The following is a 4,976-nucleotide window of genomic DNA, read 5'->3' as shown; positions in this document are numbered from 1 at the left end:
CCCCGCCGTTGACCCCCACGTCCTCACCGAGCACCACCACATCGGGGTCATGCTCCATCTCGTGATGCAGCGCCAGATTGATCGCCTCGAGCAGTGTCATTTCACTCATGCTGCCTCCCCATTCCCATTGCGTGCCATGTCGCCACACCACGCCGGCTTGATGGCATCCTGCAGTCTCATCTCATCGATCATGAGTGTTCCCCCCAGCGTGGCGCTGCATGCCCTTGGCAATGATGCGCTGGCGCTGCCCGCGATAATCCTTGGGTAACTCGGCAAATTGATAGTCGAGCAGGGTTTCCGGCGCCTGCGGGGCCGTGCCTTCATAGGCAGCCACGGCGCGATCAACCTCCCGGCTCGCCTCGGCCAGCAGCGCCTGCTCCTGATGCTCATCCCACCAGCCCTGCTCGGCCATGAACTGGCGCAGCCGCTTGACCGGCTCCTTGGCCCAGGCGGCCTCGACTTCGGCGGCATCCCGATAACGGGTCGCATCGTCGGCCGTGGTGTGATCCCCCAGCCGATAGCTGATTGCCTCTATGAGGGTCGGGCCCTTGCCGGCGCGCGCACGCTCCACGGCAATGCGGGTGGCATCATAGACGGCCACCACATCATTGCCGTCAACCTGAATGCTGCGCACCCCGGCACCCATCCCTTTCTGGGCCAGGGTGGGGGCGCTCGACTGCAACTTGCGCGGCACAGAAATGGCCCACTGGTTGTTGTTGATGATCATCACCATGGGCAGATGCCAAACTCCAGCGCAGTTGAGCCCCTCCAAGAAGTCACCCTTGGAGGTGCCGCCGTCACCTATGGTGACCACGGCAACGCGAGGCTGGTTGCGCAACTTGAAGGCCGCCGCTATGCCGGCAGCATGGGTGATCTGGGTAGCGATGGGCACGCAGATGGGTAGGTCCTCCGACAGCTCGCCATCGGCCTTGTAAAAGACACAACCCCGTTCGTCCCCGCCCCAATATTGCAGGTTTTTCTCCATGGGCACGCCCCGCACGTAGAGGGTGGGCATGTCCCGGTAGTAAGGCACGTAGACATCCTGCTCCTGCATGGCAAGACCGACGCCTATCCCGACCGCTTCGGCTCCCAGATGGGAGGGAAACGTGCCGAGTTTGCCGGTTCGCTGCAGCGCTATCGCTTTCTTGTCATAGCTGCGCACCATCACCATATTGCGGTAGAAGGTGTGCAGTATCGCCTTGTCCAGCCAGGTCGGCAGTGTCGCGACCGGGCGCCCTTCCTCATCGAGGTAACGAAGGAAAGGGATGTCGACATGGGTCATAACTGGCTCCTTGCCGTTGTTAACGTCACCACCATGAGGTGACCCTGAGAATGTAAATAACATGTTAATCAAAGAGCAACATAATTTAACCAGGTAAGACCAGTAGAAACTTCTTTAATTTCAGAAAGACACTGAACTTTTCGGCTGAGCAGAGACGAGAAAGGGAGCCGCTTTGGGCTCCCTTTTCGGGCTAGTGCGGGATCAATCCCACGGAATGGATGCCACCGGCCCCACGGTACGCAGGTGGCGGGCGCAGGAAAGGATCAGTTCACTCCCACAAGCGGGTCGGTACCACCAGCAGCACGGTGCGCTGACCTATGGCCACATTGGCGTTGGGGAAGACCACTGCCTCCCGCGTCTTTTCTACCGTGTAGCGCAGCGCCCCATCCTCAGCCAGCACAAATCCCTGGGGAAACTCGGTGAAATTGTCCACATCGCTGGCAAACAGGAAACGAAACTGGGCCGATTGCTTGTTAATCACCCGGTCGATGGCAAAAAGGGTGAAGTCATCCGCGCGCCAGGGCTCGAGCACCACCTCATCCTGAGTCACCAGCTCCTGCAGGGCCTGACGGGTCTCGATGAAGCGGGTCATGTCGTTCTCACCAAACGGGCGCACCTTGCCCAGCTCCACCGTGAAGGCATGGGCACCATGCTGGTGCGAGCTGTAATAGCTAAAGGTGGTGGTGGGGCCGCTGGAGAGCAGTATGGTGCGCACCCCGCAAGCACCGAGGAACTGCACCTGCTCCCTGCTGTGCGGCCGCTCATGAGGGAAGGGGTAGACAGCAAACTTCTCGTGGCGTGAACCCCGAATAGCGGTGTGCAGATCGTAGTGATAACGGGGCCGGGCCGGATCGGCAAAGAAGCGGCTCACATACTGCTCGAGGCGCATGGCGCGAATGCGCTCCTGATTGCACAGCCCCTCCCCCTTGCTGTGGGCACCGGAAAAGAGCCGGTTCATGTTCTCCTCCACCTCCCGCAATCCCAGGTTCATGGCGGCCGGGTTGCCAAACAGGAACAGCACACGATGACGGGCGCTGAGCTCACCGCTGAGCAGCCGGGTCAGCAACTGGTTGCAGATCTCGATGGGGGCGGTTTCGTTGCCGTGAATGCCGCAAGAGAGCACTATGTCCTTGCGCCCCCCCGACTGCCCATCACCCCCTTTCGCAGGCTCCAGGCAGAGCACTCCTGTATCCCACACGCTCACCCGGGTGCCACCAGGCAGGTCAAATGTGAAGGGCTCAAGCTGCCACTCATGGCGACGAGTCAGGGCCAAAAAGTCATGCTGGGGAATCATCCATCTCACCCTTTTGTCAAGAACGCTATGGGCGGATTATACGCAAGGCGTGAGGGCTTAAAATCAGTTTTTAAACAAATTCAAACAGTAAGGATACAAATATGGCGACAGATAACGACAAGTCGGCAAGGCATGGGGTAAACGAGGGAACGGCGAGAAGAGGAGATCAACCGACAGGGACGAGAAAATATCAGGCAGGTAGTCATTCACGCACCGGCATCAGGCCGGTAGACAGAGGAAGATCAGGATCAGCAGAAAAACGAGGCATCCATGCCCGGCTGATCAACCACGCCAAAACGGCTTGGTGGTCTCTTGATAGCGATCAGATTCGTTCAGGCCGATGTCCTTGAGCAGGTACTCGGGCAACTCGGAGAGCTGGCGACGGCTGCGGCTGCGTTCCAGCCAGGTCAGCACTGTCATTTTGACGCGAGCAACCAGATTCGATTGGCTGGAATGCTGGTAACCTACCTCGGTATAAGCCATGTTGGCCATGATGTGGCTCCTCTTGATGATGTCTGCGCGGGGTGCGAATTTGTTGCGCAAAGCTTAGTCAGGAGGAACGGGCGACTCAATTGACGAATTTTGATACAACACATTAGTAAAGCTAATAGTGAATATCGTCAGTCTAAAAAACATAAAGTATTGATTTTAAAATATTAAATAACCATTTTATTCCACCTGAAAGCGCAACAGCATATTCTCCTGTATGACATGTCTCTAACTATGCAGTTTCTTGTCTTGCCTATGCAGTCACGGGCTCCCGAGGCGAGGAAGGCAACCTGGGGTTTACATCCAGTTGTTAATCAAGAGATCTTTTATTGATCCTTATTTAACAAATAGATACAAAAAAACACTCTCAAACGGCTATCGCTTTTCGCCCTCGCCAAGCACACCGCTAAGGAGGCGCTTGGCGCACTTCCGGCATGCTGGTATGGTTATTTATACAGTAGTTCAGCCAACCCCCTGCCAACTCTCTTTAGAGGATGTGACAGGGGCGACCACAGGACATGCCGATGGACACATTTACGCCGACTGCCGCCCTGCGTCAACAGATGGACGCGCTCGAAGAGGCGCTGGCCCACCTGGCCCGACAACTGGAGCAGCTCCCCTTGCTGGAGGCCCACGTCTATCCCCTCCCCGCCGTACCCCAGGGGCAGGAGCACGAGCCCATCGAGCAGATAGACGTGGGCTATCTGGGCGGAGAGGAAGCGCTGGCGGCCACCCTGGTGGCCTATCAGGATCACAGCGCTCGCCCCGGCTGCTCCACCAAGGCTACCCACCGCCTGCCGGGCTGGCTGCGCTTCTCTGCCGCCAGTGCCAGCCAGCTGCGCCCACTGATAGACGAGATCAACGCCCACAAACTCGCTTTCAAGACATTGGTGCAACAGGCCGGCGGGCGCGATGAGAAGTTCGAGCTGGTACACAGGGCCCTGCCCGGGGTGATCACCCTGCAGGTCTACCGCAAGCTGACTCTGCTGGAGGGAGAGCTGCATTCTCTCGGCTTTACCTGGGCCGACAAGCAGAGCATCAATCGCCTCAGCCGGGAGCAGGTGCTGGAGATGCTGGAGCGCAGCCGCCGCTACATACCGGCGCTCTCCAACAACGAGGAGTGGAGCAAGATGGTGGATCAGGAGGTCTATGACCTTCGCCGCCTGCCTGCCGATGCCGAGCTCAGGATCCGGCGACCGGTCAAGACCCACCCCATGATCAACCTGCTCTGGCAGGACCGGGAACCCCGCAAGCAGCAGCTCAAGGCGAGCCTGCCCCTGCTGCTCTGCTCGGACACCCAGCCCGGCGTCACCCACCTTGGCCACTACCCGCCCAAGCTGCGGCAAGCGCGGCGGGATCGCAAGATTGGCGGTGAGCCCATCATAGAGCGGCTGCATCTCTACCTCTATCAGGGGTAGCCGTGGGTCAGCAGACTCTCCTTGCAAATGATCTCCAAATGGCACCGCTAGATGCCAATTCATCGCCGCCGCTGGCCTGGCCTCTTTGACGGGCACGCCTGCACAGGCACAGCCATAAACGAAGGGGGGATCGCCTGCTGGCGATCCCCCCTTGTACACGGCGTCAGCCTGCTCAGCCCATCAGCAGGGCGCGCAGGCTCTCCACATCCAGCCCGCGCACTTCGGACTGGCCGCTCAGCAGGCCATCGGCCAGCGCCCGCTTCTCGTCGTGCAGGGCGACGATCTTCTCCTCCACCGTCTGCTCGCACACCAGCCGATAGACAGTGACCGGCTGGGTCTGCCCCATGCGGTGGGCCCGATCGCTCGCCTGATCTTCCACCGCCGGGTTCCACCAGGGATCCAGGTGCAGCACGGTATCGGCCTGGGTCAGGTTGAGGCCGGTGCCCCCCGCCTTGAGGCTGATGAGGAACAGCGGCACCGGCTCGTGCCGGAA

5 protein-coding genes and 1 pseudogene are annotated in these 4,976 nt (G+C 59.4%); 1 reads left to right on the top strand and 5 read right to left on the bottom strand.

Features of this window, described 5'->3' with window-relative positions:
• The 4 genes and pseudogenes from AAC083_RS23225 to AAC083_RS16195 all read right to left on the bottom strand — a co-directional run.
• Positions 1 to 109, bottom strand: a pseudogene (locus tag AAC083_RS23225) (alpha-ketoacid dehydrogenase subunit beta); the annotation flags it as partial.
• A gap of 72 nt (positions 110 to 181) precedes the next feature.
• The gene (gene pdhA, locus AAC083_RS16205) at positions 182 to 1,282 is read right to left on the bottom strand and encodes a pyruvate dehydrogenase (acetyl-transferring) E1 component subunit alpha (RefSeq protein WP_108537146.1); all 1,101 of its coding nucleotides are present in this window, start codon (positions 1,280 to 1,282) and stop codon (positions 182 to 184) included.
• 268 nt (positions 1,283 to 1,550) lie between these two features.
• Positions 1,551 to 2,576, bottom strand: coding sequence for a succinylglutamate desuccinylase (gene astE, locus AAC083_RS16200; RefSeq protein WP_108537145.1), 1,026 nt, complete (start codon positions 2,574 to 2,576; stop codon positions 1,551 to 1,553).
• Between the two features lie 282 nt (positions 2,577 to 2,858).
• On the bottom strand, positions 2,859 to 3,068 hold the full coding sequence (locus AAC083_RS16195; RefSeq protein ID WP_042036623.1) for a DUF1127 domain-containing protein: 210 nt from the start codon (positions 3,066 to 3,068) through the stop codon (positions 2,859 to 2,861).
• Between the two features lie 521 nt (positions 3,069 to 3,589).
• On the opposite strand from AAC083_RS16195, the gene AAC083_RS16190 reads away from it, so the two are divergent.
• The gene (locus tag AAC083_RS16190) at positions 3,590 to 4,483 is read left to right on the top strand and encodes a DNA replication terminus site-binding protein (protein ID WP_108537144.1); all 894 of its coding nucleotides are present in this window, start codon (positions 3,590 to 3,592) and stop codon (positions 4,481 to 4,483) included.
• Positions 4,484 to 4,655: 172 nt separating this feature from the next.
• Here AAC083_RS16190 and AAC083_RS23220 read toward each other — a convergent pair.
• Positions 4,656 to 4,976 (bottom strand): helicase-related protein (locus tag AAC083_RS23220; RefSeq protein WP_258224722.1); only part of this gene is annotated, 321 nt, incomplete at its 5' end.

The organism is Aeromonas sp. HMWF014 (assembly GCF_963878295.1).
Classification (GTDB): domain Bacteria; phylum Pseudomonadota; class Gammaproteobacteria; order Enterobacterales; family Aeromonadaceae; genus Aeromonas; species Aeromonas popoffii.
The sequence above is the reverse complement of the archived record's forward strand: the minus strand, read 5'-3'. Positions and strand labels throughout refer to the sequence as shown.

What these genes read in the sequence shown, in the direction of transcription:
- pdhA (WP_108537146.1), bottom strand. Translation starts at nt 1,282, where the DNA reads ATGACCCATGTCGACATCCCTTTCCTTCGTTACCTCGATGAGGAAGGG.
- astE (WP_108537145.1), bottom strand. Translation starts at nt 2,576, where the DNA reads ATGATTCCCCAGCATGACTTTTTGGCCCTGACTCGTCGCCATGAGTGG.
- AAC083_RS16195 (WP_042036623.1), bottom strand. Translation starts at nt 3,068, where the DNA reads ATGGCCAACATGGCTTATACCGAGGTAGGTTACCAGCATTCCAGCCAA.
- AAC083_RS16190 (WP_108537144.1), top strand. Translation starts at nt 3,590, where the DNA reads ATGGACACATTTACGCCGACTGCCGCCCTGCGTCAACAGATGGACGCG.